Below are 15,679 nucleotides of genomic sequence, written 5' to 3' on the forward strand. Positions count from 1 at the left end.
GCTGACGTGACTCAACTGGTTCTAGCTTCAGCGTCCCCGGCTCGCCTCGCAGTTCTGCGGGCGGCCGGGGTTTCGCCGCTTGTGCGTGTCTCCGGCGTCGACGAGGACAAGATTGCCGACAACCTCGGCCCCGACGCCGCTCCCGAAAAAGTCGTGACGGTGCTGGCGGAGGCCAAGGCCGCCGAGATCGTTCCCGGTCTTGCCGCCGACAATCTCACCGACGTAGTCGTTGTCGGGTGCGATTCGATGCTCCTGATCGACGGGCAACTTCAAGGCAAGCCGGGCAGCGTAGACATCGCCCGAAAGCGATGGGCCGCAATGGCCGGACGCAGCGCCACTCTCTTGACCGGGCACTGTGTCCTGCGCGTCGCCGACGGCCGCATCGTTCGCATGGCCTCGGATCACAGCGCAACAGTGGTTCATTTCGCGCAACCGTCCACCGAAGATCTCGAGGCATACCTGGCAACGGGCGAACCGCTCCAAGTCGCCGGAGCATTCACGCTCGACAGTCTCGGCGGCTGGTTCGTGGAGAGAATCGAGGGTGATCCATCGAGCGTCATCGGTATCGGATTACCTTTGGTACGAACACTTCTCGAGCGTGTCGGGGTTTCCGTCTCGGATCTCTGGCGCACGCAGAGCATCTTCTGACACGATTTCTCCAAGCACGTTTTCTCCAAGCACCACTGACCAGCCTCGCATCGGGTTCATGCCGATGCGAAGCTGGTCGTTTTTGTTGTCGCCGAAGAGGCTTGACCCCTCAGGTTTTGAATGTGGTGTTCGCGGGCCGCGGGTGCTGCCGCGGGTCGATCGAGGGCGGCGGGATGAACCACGGTTTGTTGTCGACCCCGATTCGGATTTCCCATTTCCCGACGAACCCGGATTTTCGGTGCATCAACCGGTGATGTGAACGGCACAGCAGGACAAGGTTGCTCATCACCGTCGGCCCGCCGTTGGCCCAGTGCCGAATATGGTGCGCATCCGTCCAGGCCGGTACACACGTGCAGCCGGGGAACGCGCAGCCTTTGTCGCGGGCGATCAACGCCACTCGCTGTTCGGCGGACACCAACCGTTTCCCGGGTTTCGCATCCAACGGCGCCCCGTGGTCGTCGAGCAGAACAGTCGACAGGAAACAGTCACACCCGAGGAGTCTGGTCTGCGACACGGACAGTGGTCCGAGCCAGGACATGTGCCCGACATCAAGATCGGCCGGCTCCAGTGAGCCGTCATCACCCGAATCCGAAGACTGTGCGGCGCAACCCCGATGCTCAGCCAAATCACGAGCATTGATGTGCACGTTCACATGCGGCCGCTGACCACCATCCGTACCGGTCTTGGCGCAGTCCAAATACCGGCGGATCAGTTCGGTGAACCCATCCGCCGTCCGCTTCGCCGCCGAGCGAGAATCCGGGGTTCCATCGGGTGCCGGGGTCGGCATCGTCAGATTCGACAACGCCGACAACAACATTTCGCCGGTGAGAGCATCGAAATCGCCGCGCACCACCACCCGACCGTTCAACGTCGACGCGATCCGCAACTCATTCCGATCCACATCTTCGGCGGGCGGAATCTCATCCGATTCGAACACTCGCTCCAAGATCGCGATCACGTTCCGGACCTTCGTGTTCGTCGACTCCACCCCCGACGCGGCAGCCAACAACAAATCGATACAGCGAGGCAACGCGGCGTCCGGCATGCCCTTTGGTGGTGATTCGCAGAACGCCACGATCAACACGGCATGCTCGAAGGAGCAGTCCCCGTCATCGAACCGGGCAGTCACCGCCGGAAACGGCCGTAGCGCTGCACCCAGGGCGGCGATCTTCTTCCCGTCCCGAACCTGCAGCATCGTGTTCGAGGCCAACCAGGCACCGACACCGCGGCTGGCGATCACCTGATCATCGGGACGCATCGACAACTCGTCGACCACCGCCACACGCACAGCCTCGAGACGAAGAATCTCCGCACTCGCCTCGATAGCAGCAGCCCGCAACTCAGAAGCAGACAACTGCCACAGGCGTCCGCGCAACCCCACCGCAGAACCGGACACCACATCCGACAACAGAACACTCATTGAATCCCCCGATCCCCCACTCAGAGAATACTCGAACACCCGTTCGAGTCAAGGGCATTTTTTCAGACTGGGGAATTGACCCGCGGCAGGGCAGTCGAGGCCAATCCGATGCCGAGCGCAATTGCGGCGATGATCGCGAGCACGCGGCGTTGGGCTTCGAGAAACGCTTCGCCGGCCGCCGCGCGAGTAGATGCGTACGCGGCATCAACTGCCACTTGAACGGATTGGCCCCCGGCGCCGGCAGTTCCTTCGCGGCGACATTCCGGCGCCACCTCCATCGGTGTTCCGGATGCCAATTGACTTGTCGCGCAATCGACAAATGCCTTTTCGGCGATGTCGACCAGGCCGGGATTCACGCCGGCAGCTTCAAGATTCGCAACGTACTCGGGCCGCTCCCCCTGCACTGCTTGCGGAGCTTGCCCCGCGACCAGCGAGAAGAACACCACTCCGATCAAGGCCAGTCCGATCGAGCTGCCAACCTGCTGAACGGTCGGTAGCAGTCCCGACACCGAACCCGCGTGCGCGGGTTCGACCGTCGCGAGGATCGCGGTTTGCAGTGGCGCCACGAACAGTCCGAGCCCTGCGCCCCCGAGGAGGAGAGGACCGGCGAGCGCGAGCCAGCGTGGATCAGTTCCTTCGTGTTCGAGGATTACCGACAACGCGATCAGCGAGCCGGCAAAGACGACCATCCCCAAGATCAGGACGCGGTTTCCAAGCATCCGGTACACCGCGGATGAGAGAACCGCAGCCACGCCCATGCCGACGGCCCACGGGAGCGTCATCACGCCCGCTCGCAATGCGGAGAACCCGAACCCGAACTGAAGCGTGAGACTGATGGTGAAGATCAACGAAGTCAGGGTTCCGAAGAATACGAACGCAAGAACCGCGCCGATCGCGAAGGCTCGGTCGCGGAAAAGCTCCAGACGAAGGACCGGATCGCCGCCTCGTTTCGCCAGACGCGATTCGTAGAGCACAAACGCCAATGCCACCGGCACCGACATCGCGAGCATGACAACAAGACCTGTGGGCCATCCACGCGCCCTTCCCTCGGCCAGGGGAAGGATCAGCAGGAACAGCGCCAGCGATGACAGTGCGGCGCCGATGAGGTCCAGTGAGCGCACATGCTCAGCGCGAGCATCGACGAGATGGAAATACCCGAGAATCAAGGCGGCGATGCCGATCGGAATGTTGACGAAGAAGATCAGGCGCCAGCCCCAGTCGAAGAGATTCCACTCGATCAGCAGCCCGCCGATCAGAGGCCCACTGACCGTTGCGAGCCCGATGGTCGCACCGTAGATCCCGAACACTCGCGGATGCCTGGCCTTCGGAAACAGACCCGAGATGATGGCAAACGTCTGGGCGGACATCGAACCGGCCGCCAACCCTTGCAAACCCCGGAAGACGATCAACATCGTCGCGCTCTGAGCGAGCCCGCACAGCAACGAGGCCGCGACGAATACGAACAGGGCGGTCAGAAAAACAACCCTACGACCGAACAGGTCCCCCAACCTGGCCGCGGTGATCAACGAACACGCAAAAGCCAGGATGTACACGCTGACCATGAGCAACTGCGCCGATACGCCTGCTTGAAGATCGACGGCGATACTCGGAAGCGCGACGTTGACGATCGTCGCGTCGAGCAACTGCATGAACGCCGCCGCCAGACTCGTCGCCAACCCGAGCCAGGGCGTCAGAGAACCAGCTCGCCGTCCGCCCTTGTGGTCGGCGCCGACAGCGTCACCTAAAGGGTCCGGAAGCACCGAATGATCCTAATCGAACACGACGCTTCTAGAACCTGTTCTTGTTTAGATTGTAGTATTTCGGACAATTCAGTCCCCCAGATGGGATAGTTCGTCGTCTGCCCATTTTCAGAGCAGGCTTCTCGACGACACACGCAGGAGTTCTACTCGATGGATCTGAACTTGATCACCCATTGGCACCCGCTTCCTGGACGGGTAATCGAATGGGGCGTCACGCATGCTTCCGCTCAACGAGCCGCCGAAGCCGAGATCGACCGAGAACTACCCCCGACCACGATGCAGGATCGCCACCTGCGACGCGCCCGCGTCACCGCAGAGAAAGGCGATCCGCAGTCTCCGTGGATCGGTATCGCCTTCGATTTCGCAGGAACACTCGACCGCGACGCCATGACGCGAGCCCTGCAGCGCTACGTCCGTCGCCACGACACGCTGCACAGCTGGTTCTCCTTCGACGAAGCAACCACCGACGCTGCGGACACCGCGTTCGAGGTCCGTCGACACGTGGTGCCGGTCGAGAGCATCGAACTCGAGTACCGCGTCGGCGACGACGTCTCCGAATCCGAGGCGATCCGCGCACTCGTCGCAACCAAGTTCGCAACGGAAACCAGTGCCCTTCAGTGGCCGGCCTTCGTGTTCGGCGCCGTCGAGCACCACCATGCCGACCTCGAAGCCGATCCGAGCTTCACCCTGTTCCACGCAGTCGACCACGCCCATTCGGACATGAACTCGATGGTGCTGATGTACGCAGAATTGCGTCAGCTCTACGCCGCGGAAACGACCGGGTCACATCCCGAACTAGGCCCCGCGGGAAGTTACGCACAGTTCGGTCGCGTCGAACGCGAGCGAACAACCGAACTGACTATGCAGTCCCCCGAAGTGCACCAGTGGCTCGGTTACCTCATGCGCAGCGGCGGCTCGTTCCCCGGATTTCCGCTCCCGCTCGGGGCGGAAGACGCGCCCAAACCGGCTATCGGTTCACGCTTCGACCTGGCCGACGACAATGAGTGCGAAAGGTTCGGTGCGATCTGTAAAGCCAACGGCGCCAACTTCATCGGTGGAATATTCACCGCCCTCGCGATTGCGGAATTCGAACTGGCCGGACGCGACAAGTACATCGCCCTCTCGCCGGTCAGCACACGAACCGAGGCCGACTCGTTTGCACAGGGCTGGTACATCAACCTGATCCCGGTCGGCATCGACGTCGACGACAAGCGACGCTTCACCGAGTTGGCAAAGCTCGGGCAGCAGGGGTACCACGACGGCAAGGCACTCCTCGATGTCTCTGTGCAGCAAGTCATCGATCTGGTTCTGTCGAGCTTGGCCGAGTCGGATTCCGCACCCGGCGGATTGTCGAAGACGCTCACCCCACCGCCGATCGTCTCGTACATCGACGGCCGCCGCATGCCGGATCCATACAGTTACGCCGAGACGAAGGCAACGGGAATCGTCGGCGGCAAAGAGACGCAGATCGCGTCGATGTGGATCAACCGGATGCACACCGGCACCTGGATCGCCGTGTCCCACCCTGACACCCCCATTGCCCACGAATCGGCCACCCGCTTCGCCGAGCACGTCTCCAAGATCATCAAAACTGTTGCAGCTCAGGGCGACTACTCGTTCTCGGCACCAGAGGGAGCGTCCTGATGCATGTCACCTCGATCGATCGATACGGACTCGAGCCCGGAATCGTCACCGAATGGTCGCTCCAGCCCGCGGACGGCGCCGTCACCGAGTCGGAAGTACCACCGTCGTACAACCAACATTTCCATCTCGAGACTGCGCGAACACACGGCATGGGCCGGAGTGTGTGGATGGCAGCCGCATTCGACCTTCCCGGAGAACTGAATCGGCCCGCACTCGATCTCGCGCTGCGCCTGTTCATCAGTCGCCATGACACTCTGCACACAGGATTCGAGGTGGGCGAGTTCACCACCACCCGAATGGGACTCGATCCCGACGGCACACACATCGAGACTTCGGAACCTGTGAAGTTCGATTCGACCGAAGACCTCCGAGCGCACCTCAAGAAGCGATTCACGACGGTATGCGATCCACTGACCTTCCCCGCCTACACGTTTGCCACGGTCGAACGCGAAGAGCACTACACGGTCCTGAGCGCCTTCGATCACACCCTCGTCGACGGCTACTCGTTGGTCATCGCTCTCGGGGAACTGCGACAGATCTACGAGGGACTGATCGCCATACCCGAACTGACCGACCACGAGGCCATCGACGCAGTGATGAGCCGACTGGGTGACCCGGGAAGTTTCGTGCGGTACTGCGAACTGGAGGCCGACGCTCTGCTTCCCGTCGACAACGACCCTCGAATCCGAGAGTGGGCAAGGTTCTACGAGATTTGTGGTGGCACATCGCCGAGTTTCCCCTTGGATCTCGGCGTCGAGGCAGGAAAGCCCGCGCCTCAGGGCGCCGATGTGCGCGTGCTGCTCGACGAGGAACTGACCGCGACGTTCGACGAGATCTGCCTATCCGCCGGCGGTAGCGTGTTCACCGGAATCCTCACTGCGATGGGACTTTCCGTCCACTCGTTCACCGGACAGGCGACGCTTCCACTGCAATTCCCGCTGCACATCCGCAAAGATCCACGCTGGGCCGACGCCATCGGCTGGCTCACCACGAGCGCGCCGATCACGGTCCAGATCACTCCCGACGCGGATTTCGGTGCATCCCTTGCACATACGCACGCGTCATTCCGAGTTGCGTTGACGCTCGAGGGCGTCACCATGGCCCAGGTTCGAGATGCTTTGGGCGACAAGATTCGACGCACGCGCACTGACGTCTTCATGGTGTCGTACATCGATTACCGCAAACTACCCGGCACCGACGATCATGATCTCCTCAACGCTCATCACATCAGCAATGTGACTGTCGCCGACGATGCCCAGTTCTGGATCTCGCGAACGAACCGTGGTCTCTCGCTGCGTTCGCGCTTCCCGGACACCGACACGGCAAAAGAAACCATGGTGAATTTCCTCACCGATCTCGACCGGATTCTGAGGGAAGTCTGCGCCCGGGGCGTGACGCCGATCGGAAGTGTCACCGAACAATTGAGAGATTCGAGCGTCGGGGCAGGAACACCGAGGATTTAGTGTCGGCAACGGGTACGAGCAGGCAGAACCTGCTTCCGGGCGTCTCCCCTTGCGCGCAGCGCATAGAATCGATCAAGTCCGTGTTCGAACCGAACGATTCGTCTTCAGGAGTACGCCCGTGCCCGTTGCCCCCGATCCCTCAACCGCGTTTGCCGAGTTCGCGCATCCCGACCGGTTGGTCTCGACGGAATGGCTCTCGGCGAATCTCGGTACGCCGGGCCTCAAGGTCGTCGAATCCGATGAAGACGTGTTGTTGTACGACGTCGGCCACATTCCCGGCGCAGTGAAGATCGACTGGCATCTCGACCTCAACGATCCGGTCACCCGCGATTACATCGACGGTGCGAAGTTCGCAGAGTTGATGAACCGCAAGGGCATCAGCCGCGACGACACCGTCGTCATCTACGGCGACAAGAGCAACTGGTGGGCCGCCTACGCACTGTGGGTCTTCACTCTCTTCGGCCACGAGGACGTCCGTCTTCTCGACGGTGGCCGCGATGCGTGGATCGCCGAGAACCGTGACACCGCATTCGACGTTCCCGACATCACGTCAACGGATTACCCGGTCGTCAAGCGCAACGACGCTCCCATCCGCGCATTCAAGGACGACGTACTCGCACACTTGGGCGACGGGCCGCTCATCGACGTGCGATCTCCGCAGGAGTACACCGGCGAGCGCACCCACATGCCCGACTACCCCGAAGAGGGTGCGTTGCGCGGTGGACACATTCCCAGCGCTCTCAGCATCCCGTGGGCGAAGGCAGCGGCACCGGACAGCCGCTTCCGCACCCGCACCGAACTCGGCGAGATCTACGGCGGTCTGTCGGCCGACGACAACATCGTCGCGTACTGCCGCATCGGTGAGCGTTCCAGCCACACCTGGTTCGTGTTGACCCATCTTCTCGGCTACCCGAACGTTCGTAACTACGACGGTTCCTGGACAGAGTGGGGCAATGCAGTGCGCGTCCCGATCGTCCAGGGCGAAGAGCCCGGCGCAGTTCCTTCCTCCGTATCGGCGTCATGAGCACTCTTCCTTCGGCTCTGGCCGAGATCGTCGACGACTTCGCAGCCGTCGGCGCCTCGGACAAGCTCACCCTTCTTCTCGAGTTCAGCCGAGAGCTACCGCCGTTGCCGGCGGAGCTCGAGCAGAGCGCGATGGAACCGGTCCCCGAATGTCAGTCGCCGCTGTTCCTCTCGGTCGACGATTCGGACCGCGACAACGTCCGCCTGTACTTCAGCGCGCCCCCCGAGGCTCCCACGACGCGCGGTTTCGCATCGATCCTCGCGCAGGGGCTCGACGGTCACAGCGCGGACGAGATCCTCGGTGTACCCGACGACTTCTATTCGGCGCTCGGTCTCGCAGAAGCTGTGAGCCCGCTCCGTCTGCGCGGAATGTCGGCCATGCTCGCGCGCATCAAGCGGCACTTGCGGGGCTGAAAACATGGAGTTCACCGAACTGGCCGACTATGCGATTCCGGCCGGCGCACTCGTCGAATGGTTGCCGTGCGCAACCGGGCCTTGGGTTCCGGATCCGCGGCCCGTCTCCTACATTCACGAGGCACATCTCAACCGTTCCGCTGCAGGCGCAGGCGACAAGTCTTGGCTGGGAACAGCTTTCGAGATTTCCGGCCCGCTCGACGTCGATGCGTTCCGAGTCGCCCTCGGCCGCTGGATCGACCGTCATGAAGTTCTGCGCTCGCATACCGTCCTCGAGCCCTCGAGTGGCGAGATCACCCGGCACACCGTCCCGATCGGCGGAATCGACATCGGGGTCGTCAGCCACGGCTACGACGCGTCCAGCCAGGACAACTTCGACCACCTTCACCGCCTGTTCGACGATTACGCGTCCCCGCACAGTTGGCCGTCGTACGTATTCGCGACGTTGACGCCCCGCGGTGGCGACGGTCCGTTCACCGTGTTCTTCGCGGCGGACCACTCGATCATCGACGGTTTCTCGATCGTGCTGGTCGCTCACGAGATCGCAGCGCTGTACCGCGAGGCCTCGACCGGCAGCGCTGCAAATCTGTTTCCGGTCGGCAGCTACGTCGATTTCGGTGCCGTCGAACGCGAGCAGATGGCCGACATGGAAGCCGAGAAGGCTGCGGTGGAGATCTGGCGTAAGGCTCTCGGAACGGACGGGTTACCCCAGTTCCCGCTACCGATCGGTGAACGCGGAACCGATTCTCAGAACGGCCTGTCGACCTGGCTACTCGACGCCGAGCAGTCCAAGGCCTTCAGTTCGACGTGTGCAGCAGCCGGCGTGGGTTATTTCGCCGGACTACTCGGCGGACTTGCGGCCGTAGGTCGCGAAGTCGCGGGATCCGATCAATTCGAGGTCGTGACGCCGGTTCACACCCGCAGCGCTCAGGAGTGGGCGGGTGCGCTCGGCTGGTTCGTCGGACTGTGCCCGGTCGAGTTCGCCGTTGGATCGGACTGTTCGTTCGGCGACCTCGCGACACGCGCCGCCGAATCGATCGCTTCGGTCAAGCCTGCCGCCGCGGTCCCGTTCGATCGGATCGGTGAGCACCTCGAAACCCCGATTCGACCGCGATTCGTGGTGTCCTACATGGACGTTCGCTTTGTACCCGAGGCCGCACAGTGGCCCGAATGGAACGCCAGAGCACTTCGAAGCAAGGCATACACGCACGACGTATACATCTGGATCAACCGCACACCCCAAGGCCTCAATCTCGCAGTCAGGTATCCAGGCAACGAGACGGCGAACGCCGCGGTTCACGCCTACGTGGCCACACTGCGCCGGACCGTCGAAGAAATCGTCGCCGAACCGGACACCGGCACCTCCGGCAGCTACTCATCGGTAGTTTTCGAAACCGTTTCCTAAGCCGGAGTGGGCTTTAGCGATCCGGTTACAGCCAGCGCCGAAGCGATGCATACACTCCGAAGTGATGCCAATCCCCCGATGGTGAAATCCCAGAGGAATACACCGCGGAGACAGACTATGCGAACCACAGGAGGCTCAGTGCCCAGTCATGCCAGCGCGCACATTACGAAGGTGCTTGTCGCGAACCGCGGTGAAATCGCGGTACGGGTCATCCGGGCGGCCAAGGATGCCGGCTACGGCAGCGTTGCCGTTTACGCCGAGCCCGACGCAGAAGCGCAGTTCGTGAAGCTCGCAGACGAGGCATTTGCCCTCGGCGGACAGACGTCCGCCGAGTCCTACCTCGTGTTCGACAAGATCCTCGATGCCGCCAAGAAGTCCGGCGCCGACGCCATCCACCCCGGCTACGGCTTCCTCTCCGAGAACGCCGACTTCGCCCAGGCCGTCATCGACGCGAACCTCATCTGGATCGGTCCGTCACCGCAGTCCATCCGCGACCTCGGCGACAAGGTCACGGCACGCCACATCGCAGAACGCGCGAAGGCTCCGATGGCTGCCGGCACCAAGGACCCCGTCAAGGGCGCAGACGAGGTCGTCGCATTCGCCAAGGAATACGGCGTACCGGTTGCGATCAAGGCTGCCTTCGGCGGCGGTGGACGCGGCATGAAGGTCGCCCAGACCATCGAGGAAATCCCCGAGCTGTTCGAGTCGGCCACCCGTGAGGCCATCGCAGCCTTCGGTCGCGGCGAGTGCTTCGTCGAGCAGTACCTGGACAAGGCCCGCCACGTCGAGGCTCAGGTCATCGCCGACCAGCACGGCAACGTCGTCGTCGCCGGTACCCGCGACTGCTCACTGCAGCGTCGCTTCCAGAAGCTCGTCGAAGAGGCTCCGGCTCCGTTCCTGACGGACGACCAGCGCGCACGCATCCACGCGTCCGCCAAGGCCATCTGCAAGGAAGCCGGCTACTACGGCGCCGGAACGGTCGAGTACCTGGTTCAGGGCGACACCATCTCCTTCCTCGAGGTCAACACCCGCCTGCAGGTCGAGCACCCCGTCACGGAAGAGACCGCGGGCATCGACCTGGTGCGTCAGCAGTTCCTCATCGCCAACGGCGAAGAACTCTCCATCAAGGAAGATCCCACCCCGCGTGGACACTCCTTCGAGTTCCGCATCAACGGTGAAGACGCCGGCCGCGGCTTCATGCCCGCCCCCGGCCCGGTCTCCGTCTACCGTGAGCCCACAGGCCCCGGCGTCCGCGTCGATTCCGGTGTCGTCGCCGGCGACGTCATCGGCGGACAGTTCGACTCCATGCTCGCCAAGCTCATCGTCACCGGCGCCACCCGCGAAGAAGCCCTCCAGCGGGCATCGCGCGCTCTGGCCGAGTTCGAGATCGACGGCCTCGCGACCGTCCTCCCGTTCCACCGCCACATCGTCGAGAACCCGGCATTCGTCGGTGACGGCGAGAAGTTCGACATCTACACCAAGTGGATCGAAACCGACTGGGAAAACACCATCGAGCCGTACGCCGGTTCCGGTGCACCGGTCGACGACGAGGACGAGGCTCTGCCGCGTCAGAACATTGTCGTCGAGGTCGGTGGACGTCGCGTCGAGGTTTCCCTCCCGGGCCAGTTCTCGCTCGGCAACGGCGGCGGCGCAGCATCCGGTGCCATCCGCAAGAAGCCGAAGGCACGCAAGCGCGGCGGCGCCGGCGGCGGCGCAGCATCCGGTGACGCCGTCACCGCTCCGATGCAGGGCACCGTCGTCAAGGTCGCAGTGACCGAAGGCCAGGAAGTTGCCGAAGGCGACCTGATCGCGGTTCTCGAAGCCATGAAGATGGAAAACCCCGTCAACGCGCACAAGGCCGGTGTCGTCACCGGACTGTCCGTCGAGCCGGGTGCAGCAATCACGCAGGGAACGGTTCTCGCAGAACTGAAGTAAGGCCTCCGGCCCCGTGCGCCTTTCCGGTAGTCCCCACTACCGGAAAGGCGCACAGTCGTTTGAGTAGGCTGTAACGATGGCTGACGTCCCCGACATTCGCATCGGCACTGCAGAACGCGAGCAGGCACTCGATCTCCTGAGCGAGCACTTCGCCGCAGGCCGCCTCACCGTCACGGAGTTCGACGAGAGAAGCGGAATCGTCAGTGCCGCAACAACTCGCAGTGAACTCGTTCCGGTGTTCGCCGATCTACCGAGCAACTATCAAGCTCCAGGCACCGCTCCCCTGTCGATGGTGACACCTCCCGCCGCACCGGCGGAGCGACGATTCAACCCCGACTGGTCCGGTCGCGTCATGGCCGTCATCCCGATTCTCGCGGTGATCCTGTTCTTCGTCACCGGTACCTGGTTGTGGTTCCTCGCGATTCCCCTCGCCGGTGCACTGCTGTTCGGTACCGACAGGGAACGCAAAGCCAAGCGTCGCCGCGAGCGGGGCTCCGACTGATGGAGCCGATCGAGATCAACGCAGGCGGATGGTATCTGCGAGCACTGCGCGCAGACGAGCGTGTGGACGACCGCCCTGCCCTTGCCGACGGCGGTATCACCGACCCCGATTACGTGAGTCAGCGGAGCGCTCAGTGGCACGAAAACAGCGTCTACTCCTGGGCCGTGTGCCAGCCCAACACCGGTGAGCTTCTCGCCGAGGTCGTTCTGACGCCTCTCGACTCCACCGCCCTGCTGACCGGCTGGGCCCGCGACGGGCACACCGAGGCGCTCACGACAGCCGCCGACGCCGTCACCAGATTCGCCGAAGGTGCACTCGGACTCGTCGTCGTCGAGGGGCAGACGAATTGAAGAACAACCGATACTGGCCGCTGGCGATCGCCGTGGTCATTGCCCTGATCATGCTCTTCTCCCCGGGCTCCACCGTCCCGTCGAGCCCGGAGAACACCGACAAGATCACTCACACGTTGATGTTCGCGGTGCTGGCGATCACCTCGTTGCACGCCCGGATCCCGGCGTGGATCACCGCGGTCTGGCTCGTGATTTTTGCTGCTACGTCCGAGGTTCTTCAAGCAGCGCTGCCCATTTCGCGTTCCGGTTCGATCTGGGACGGCACCGCCGACCTGCTCGGCATCGCCATCGGGATCGGTATCGTCAGCCTCGTGATGCGGCGTCGAACGGCCCGCGACGACGAGCCGAGCAGGTCCTGATCAGCTGAGCAGGTTGCTCCGCAATTGTTCCTGGGTCGACGCGTCGATCTTCAGGCCGTCGGTGAAGTAGGCCTCGATCGATCCGTGGACCTGCGCAAGCTCTGCCATCGACGCCTGCAGGTACTCGCGCCTGACACCGAGGACACCTTCGAGCAGGGTCGGATCGATACCCTTGGCCTCGAATCGCTCGAGGAGCGGCGCGAACATCGGCAACAGAACCTTGTTGGTTTCGAGGTAGTCCGCGAAGACCGCGTCCTCGGAGGCACCCAGGAACAGCAGTAGCGCGGCTGCGGCCCAGCCCGTGCGGTCCTTGCCCGTGGTGCAGTGAATGAGTGCCGGCGAGCTGGGCGGCTGCGCCAAGTCGACGAACAGTTGCCGGTACGACGCGACCGCACTCGGCAAGGTCACGAAATCGCGGTAACTTCCCTGAAAGTACTCGAGCGCCTGGCCGCTACCCAACGCTTCGGCAGCAAACGCCGGGTCGGCGATCATCTGCTGCATCTGAGCCGGAATGGCGCGATACTGCTTGTCCGCCAATACGTCCAGGCCGAGTTCTCGGATTCCGTCCGGCGTCAGATCCGGCGCCGTCTCGCGTTCGGACTCGGTGCGCAGATCGTAGATCGTGACGATGCCCAGATCGGCGAGGGTCTGTGCGCCCTCCGCACTGAGCGATGCCAGATCGGTGGAACGAAACACACTCCCGGTGCGGACGGTGCCACCGAAGCTCGATTCGGGGCCACCGATGTCTCGGAGGTTCGCCAGGGACGGTACGACGGAAGACAGCTTCGGAGTATCGGTCATACCTAAGAATGTATCTGTCACCGGAATAGGGCGGCCGGAGAAATAAGATCGAGACACATCATCTCCCGTAATTGCTGCGCTACAGATCCGTAACATGCTCAAGTAATCCTGTGGACATGCCTACAACGAATTCCAGTGGTCTCGGAGCCTTCGATGCGCTCGGTGACCACCAGGCAGTCGCGGCGCTGCTCGAGTGTTGCCATTCCGCCGTGTGGGCACAGGAAATCGCCTCGTCTCGCCCGTTCACCGATCTGGAAGCTCTCTTCGACAAAGCAGATGCCGTGCTGGCCGAGCTTCCCGAGTCCGAAATCGACGACGCTCTGTCCGGCCACCCACGAATCGGTGAGCGAAGCGAAAGCGCGGCCTCGACCCGTGAACAGTCGGGAGTCTCGTCCGCGACAGAAGACGTCCTCGCGGAACTTCGACAGAAGAACGCCGAGTACGAAGAGACATTCGGCCATGTTTACCTGGTCTGCGCGTCGGGGAAATCTGGAACGGAGCTCCTCGACATCCTTCGAGGCCGTCTCCGAAACGACCCGGCGACCGAGCGTTCCGTGCTTCGAACCGAATTGGCCGCCATCAATCGAATCAGGCTTGCCCGTCTGATCGATTCACTCGCCGGAGGCGCAGCATGAGCAAGACCCTGAGCACGCACGTTCTCGACGCGACGACGGGCATTCCCGCTGCGGGGATTCGCGTCGAACTTCGTGATCGAGACGGCGTCACGATCACCAGTGCCGAGACCGACTCCGACGGCCGCATCCCCGAACTTGCTCCCGGTGGTCTGGCCACCGGTCACTACACCCTGACTTTCGACACGGGAACGTATTTCGAGACCAACGGACAAGAGAACTTCTACCCGGAAGTGACAGTGACCTTCCGGGTGGACGACGCGGCGCGGGGCTATCACGTCCCACTGTTGCTGTCGCCCTTTGCTTATTCCACCTATCGCGGGAGCTGAACACGTGACTACCGAAAACATCACGACCGGCAACATCACGACCGGTGTTACAAGCACCGACCGGTTGAGCGGATCCATCGAACTTACCGGTCACCAGTACGGCAAAGCTGAGAACAGGGTAGTCCGAATCTACCGCGACACTCCTCGTCACGAGATCCACGACATCAACGTCTCCACCTGCCTGCGTGGAGATTTCGCCGACGCGTACCTCACCGGCGATCAGTCGAAGGTTCTGCCGACCGACACGCAGAAACAAACGGCCTATTCCTACGCCAAGGAAAAGGGTCTGATCTCGATCGAGACGTACGGACTCGAACTCGCCCGTCATTTCGTCGACGACATCGAACCGGTCAGTGGCGCGCGGATCGAGATCGAGGAATACGCTTGGGAGCGTGCGATTGTCGACGGCAGCGAGCACGACTACACCTGGATTCGGAAGGGTCAGGAAGTTCGGACGGCGTCGATCACAATCTCCGATACTGGGACAGCCGATGCCGGGACGTGGGTGATCGGCGGTTTGAAGGACCTGGTGATCCTCAAATCGACCGGTAGTGAGTTCTCGGGTTTCCTCGAAGATCCGTACACGATCCTCGAGCCGACAGACGACCGCGTCATGGCGACGACGTTGGTCGCCCAGTGGCGATTCGTCACCACCGACGTCGACTGGGAATCGGTCTACGTGGGTATCAAGGCACAAATCGTCAAACAGTTCGCGCAGGTGCATTCACTTGCCTTGCAGCAGACGCTCTTCCACATCGGCAAGGCAATTCTCGAAGAGTTTCCGATCATTGCCGAGGTTCGACTGTCGGCACCCAACAAGCATCATTTCGAATATGCACTCGGCCGCTTCGGAGTCGAGAACGACAACGAGGTGTTCCACGCCGCCGATCGTCCGTACGGGTTGATCCAAGCTGCGGTCAGCCGATCCGACGCACCAGACGCGGGGCCGTCGTGGACACCCTATTCAGGCTGGTTGTCGTGACCGACCCGGCCC

At 62.5% G+C, this 15,679-nt stretch carries 16 protein-coding genes; 13 read left to right on the plus strand and 3 right to left on the minus strand.

Annotated elements, in window-relative coordinates; genetic code table 11:
* The first annotated feature begins 6 nt into the window (after window positions 1-6).
* Window positions 7-648, plus strand: coding sequence for a Maf family protein (locus tag EEB12_RS04995; RefSeq protein WP_007731146.1), 642 nt, complete (start codon window positions 7-9; stop codon window positions 646-648).
* A 109-nt stretch (window positions 649-757) separates the two neighbouring features.
* On the opposite strand, the gene EEB12_RS05000 is transcribed toward EEB12_RS04995, so the two are convergent.
* Entirely contained in the window at window positions 758-2,068 is a 1,311-nt protein-coding gene (locus EEB12_RS05000) for an HNH endonuclease signature motif containing protein (RefSeq protein WP_141487461.1), read from the minus strand.
* Between the two features lie 62 nt (window positions 2,069-2,130).
* Complete coding sequence (locus tag EEB12_RS05005) at window positions 2,131-3,828, minus strand: MFS transporter (protein WP_019747749.1); 1,698 nt, start codon at window positions 3,826-3,828, stop codon at window positions 2,131-2,133.
* A gap of 150 nt (window positions 3,829-3,978) precedes the next feature.
* On the opposite strand from EEB12_RS05005, the gene EEB12_RS05010 reads away from it, so the two are divergent.
* The 9 genes from EEB12_RS05010 (at window position 3,979) to EEB12_RS05050 (ending at window position 12,923) form a co-directional block, all read left to right on the plus strand.
* Complete coding sequence (locus tag EEB12_RS05010; protein ID WP_141487462.1) at window positions 3,979-5,472, plus strand: condensation domain-containing protein; 1,494 nt, start codon at window positions 3,979-3,981, stop codon at window positions 5,470-5,472.
* Window positions 5,472-6,935, plus strand: coding sequence for a condensation domain-containing protein (locus EEB12_RS05015; protein WP_141487463.1), 1,464 nt, complete (start codon window positions 5,472-5,474; stop codon window positions 6,933-6,935). The genes EEB12_RS05010 and EEB12_RS05015 overlap by 1 nt, the downstream gene beginning before the upstream one ends.
* A gap of 118 nt (window positions 6,936-7,053) precedes the next feature.
* On the plus strand, window positions 7,054-7,959 hold the full coding sequence (locus EEB12_RS05020) for a sulfurtransferase (protein WP_019747746.1): 906 nt from the start codon (window positions 7,054-7,056) through the stop codon (window positions 7,957-7,959).
* Window positions 7,956-8,372: a SufE family protein gene (locus EEB12_RS05025; RefSeq protein ID WP_019747745.1), complete on the plus strand. Its 417-nt coding sequence runs from the start codon at window positions 7,956-7,958 to the stop codon at window positions 8,370-8,372. The genes EEB12_RS05020 and EEB12_RS05025 overlap by 4 nt, the downstream gene beginning before the upstream one ends.
* A 4-nt stretch (window positions 8,373-8,376) precedes the next feature.
* Entirely contained in the window at window positions 8,377-9,777 is a 1,401-nt protein-coding gene (locus EEB12_RS05030; RefSeq protein ID WP_046378325.1) for a condensation domain-containing protein, read from the plus strand.
* A 138-nt stretch (window positions 9,778-9,915) separates the two neighbouring features.
* A complete protein-coding gene (locus EEB12_RS05035) occupies window positions 9,916-11,712 on the plus strand; it encodes an acetyl/propionyl/methylcrotonyl-CoA carboxylase subunit alpha (protein ID WP_141487464.1) in 1,797 nt (598 codons plus the stop codon).
* 76 nt (window positions 11,713-11,788) lie between these two features.
* Window positions 11,789-12,214, plus strand: coding sequence for a DUF1707 domain-containing protein (locus EEB12_RS05040; RefSeq protein WP_141487465.1), 426 nt, complete (start codon window positions 11,789-11,791; stop codon window positions 12,212-12,214).
* Window positions 12,214-12,564, plus strand: coding sequence for a hypothetical protein (locus EEB12_RS05045; protein ID WP_003940792.1), 351 nt, complete (start codon window positions 12,214-12,216; stop codon window positions 12,562-12,564). The genes EEB12_RS05040 and EEB12_RS05045 overlap by 1 nt, the downstream gene beginning before the upstream one ends.
* The gene (locus EEB12_RS05050; protein WP_019747741.1) at window positions 12,561-12,923 is read left to right on the plus strand and encodes a VanZ family protein; all 363 of its coding nucleotides are present in this window, start codon (window positions 12,561-12,563) and stop codon (window positions 12,921-12,923) included. The genes EEB12_RS05045 and EEB12_RS05050 overlap by 4 nt, the downstream gene beginning before the upstream one ends.
* Here EEB12_RS05050 and EEB12_RS05055 read toward each other — a convergent pair whose 3' ends face one another.
* Window positions 12,924-13,724 (minus strand): tyrosine-protein phosphatase, encoded by an 801-nt coding sequence (locus tag EEB12_RS05055; RefSeq protein ID WP_047890256.1) that lies wholly within the window; start codon window positions 13,722-13,724, stop codon window positions 12,924-12,926.
* Between the two features lie 116 nt (window positions 13,725-13,840).
* Between EEB12_RS05055 and uraD the strand changes: the two genes are divergently transcribed.
* The 3 genes from uraD to pucL all read left to right on the plus strand — a co-directional run bounded on the left by uraD (window position 13,841) and on the right by pucL (window position 15,667).
* Entirely contained in the window at window positions 13,841-14,359 is a 519-nt protein-coding gene (gene uraD / locus EEB12_RS05060) for a 2-oxo-4-hydroxy-4-carboxy-5-ureidoimidazoline decarboxylase (protein WP_019747739.1), read from the plus strand.
* Window positions 14,356-14,685: a hydroxyisourate hydrolase gene (gene uraH / locus EEB12_RS05065; RefSeq protein WP_141487466.1), complete on the plus strand. Its 330-nt coding sequence runs from the start codon at window positions 14,356-14,358 to the stop codon at window positions 14,683-14,685. The genes uraD and uraH overlap by 4 nt, the downstream gene beginning before the upstream one ends.
* A gap of 64 nt (window positions 14,686-14,749) precedes the next feature.
* Window positions 14,750-15,667 (plus strand): factor-independent urate hydroxylase, encoded by a 918-nt coding sequence (pucL, locus tag EEB12_RS05070; RefSeq protein WP_024487453.1) that lies wholly within the window; start codon window positions 14,750-14,752, stop codon window positions 15,665-15,667.
* Window positions 15,668-15,679 lie beyond the last annotated feature (12 nt).

The organism is Rhodococcus sp. WS1, assembly GCF_003797745.1.
In the GTDB taxonomy this organism is placed as follows: domain Bacteria; phylum Actinomycetota; class Actinomycetes; order Mycobacteriales; family Mycobacteriaceae; genus Rhodococcus_F; species Rhodococcus_F erythropolis.

Excerpts from the sequence above, each read along its gene's own strand:
- EEB12_RS05000 (WP_141487461.1), bottom strand. The coding sequence starts at position 2,068 with ATGAGTGTTCTGTTGTCGGATGTGGTGTCCGGTTCTGCGGTGGGGTTG.
- EEB12_RS05010 (WP_141487462.1), top strand. The coding sequence starts at position 3,979 with ATGGATCTGAACTTGATCACCCATTGGCACCCGCTTCCTGGACGGGTA.
- EEB12_RS05015 (WP_141487463.1), top strand. The coding sequence starts at position 5,472 with ATGCATGTCACCTCGATCGATCGATACGGACTCGAGCCCGGAATCGTC.
- EEB12_RS05025 (WP_019747745.1), top strand. The coding sequence starts at position 7,956 with ATGAGCACTCTTCCTTCGGCTCTGGCCGAGATCGTCGACGACTTCGCA.
- EEB12_RS05030 (WP_046378325.1), top strand. The coding sequence starts at position 8,377 with ATGGAGTTCACCGAACTGGCCGACTATGCGATTCCGGCCGGCGCACTC.
- EEB12_RS05040 (WP_141487465.1), top strand. The coding sequence starts at position 11,789 with ATGGCTGACGTCCCCGACATTCGCATCGGCACTGCAGAACGCGAGCAG.
- EEB12_RS05045 (WP_003940792.1), top strand. The coding sequence starts at position 12,214 with ATGGAGCCGATCGAGATCAACGCAGGCGGATGGTATCTGCGAGCACTG.
- EEB12_RS05055 (WP_047890256.1), bottom strand. The coding sequence starts at position 13,724 with ATGACCGATACTCCGAAGCTGTCTTCCGTCGTACCGTCCCTGGCGAAC.
- uraD (WP_019747739.1), top strand. The coding sequence starts at position 13,841 with ATGCCTACAACGAATTCCAGTGGTCTCGGAGCCTTCGATGCGCTCGGT.
- uraH (WP_141487466.1), top strand. The coding sequence starts at position 14,356 with ATGAGCAAGACCCTGAGCACGCACGTTCTCGACGCGACGACGGGCATT.